This is a genomic window from Paenibacillus sp. USDA918EY, from assembly GCF_009870825.1.
In the GTDB taxonomy this organism is placed as follows: Bacteria; Bacillota; Bacilli; order Paenibacillales; family Paenibacillaceae; genus Paenibacillus_AQ; species Paenibacillus_AQ albilobatus.
On record NZ_WTWY01000048.1, the window covers coordinates 1 to 1,212 of the forward strand.

The 1,212-nt window shown below is 45.6% G+C and carries 3 protein-coding genes; all 3 read left to right on the forward strand.

Annotation, left to right across the window (positions count from 1 at the left end):
* On the forward strand, positions 1 to 258 hold a 258-nt coding region (locus GQY55_RS31740; RefSeq protein WP_236575989.1), incomplete at its 5' end, for a hypothetical protein.
* 28 nt (positions 259 to 286) lie between these two features.
* Positions 287 to 880: a hypothetical protein gene (locus tag GQY55_RS30715; protein WP_160045721.1), complete on the forward strand. Its 594-nt coding sequence runs from the start codon at positions 287 to 289 to the stop codon at positions 878 to 880.
* Between the two features lie 89 nt (positions 881 to 969).
* Positions 970 to 1,143, forward strand: a complete 174-nt coding sequence (locus GQY55_RS30720; RefSeq protein ID WP_160045722.1) for a hypothetical protein — start codon at positions 970 to 972, stop codon at positions 1,141 to 1,143.
* The last annotated feature ends 69 nt before the right edge of the window (positions 1,144 to 1,212 follow it).

Genomic DNA, 1,212 nt, shown 5'->3' on the forward strand with positions numbered 1-1,212 from the left:
ATACTGGCCGCCAAAACAGCAACCGCAGCCGCAAAAAATTCACCGACTCAGTACACGGAACAGCAGCGTGTTCAGAAACTCGAGTCCTGGAGGACTCCGGAGAATAGCCATCTTATTGACGAAGCTATATCTTCTGGAGAGACTCCGGAGGATGCTGCCTTACGGATTCTTAAAGCAAGTATGGAACAAGAAAAAGCGGTTAGTCAAATGGTCGACTATGCTCATGAAATTATAAATCGCCGCAATGGCCGGCGTTAATTACTAACTTAAAGGGAGAGATTGAATCATGTTAAAGAAAAAAGACTGGAAAGAAATGATACAGGAGTTCAGCGATAAAGTCGATAAACGAGAGAAGTTGATTCAAGGCAAGATTGACGATCTCCAGGAGCAAGCGCAGATTATCGAAACGAAGATCAAGGACAACTCCGGGCGCATGATAGAACTTGAAATGGAAGGAGACACCGGCGGTGTTGCGACAATCAAGAAAGAAAACCGTGATCTGCGGATTGAACTCGAAGGGATCCAGGATGCCATTGAAGGATATAAAAGTCAATTGGGGACTGCCCGGGACTACTACGCAAAAGACTTGGAGAAAATTCGTGCTGCCGTAAATAAGGCCGAAGAAGAGCACATCCAATGGGGAAAAGACACCAGAGCCAAACGAGACGATTTGGAATCGAAAATAGACGAACTCAAACAACAGGTTGAGCAAATAAATAATGAACTTCGGTTTGCTCGAACCATATCTGAAGAGATGGAGTGGGGTTATATTAAGCACATCGATCCGCGGGTTGACTCACTCAAGGATTATGAGAAACAGCATTTCATAAAAAGCTGGATGGCTGGCCATGACACCGAGAGATTCTTCAAAGAAAATTAATGTCGACACAAACACGTAACGTTTGATGATCTATGTCGCAATTATTATGAATCGCACAACTTAAGCCACATTTCGAGGAGTGATGGTTCATGGCTTGGACACCAGAGCAGAAAGACATCTCCCGCAAAAGCTTTCAGCAATGGAAGGCTAAGAACAAGGCTGAACTGAACTACAGACCGGGCCGTCATCATTATTTCAGAGGGAAAAGACGGCATGAGGAGCGAGATTGGGTTAAAACAGCCGTTATTTCTAAGCGTTCGTAGGAGGGGAATCACAATCACGGGTCCTTCTGGCGGTCGAGGTTGCATGCGGGTGCGGACGACCCCGAAATC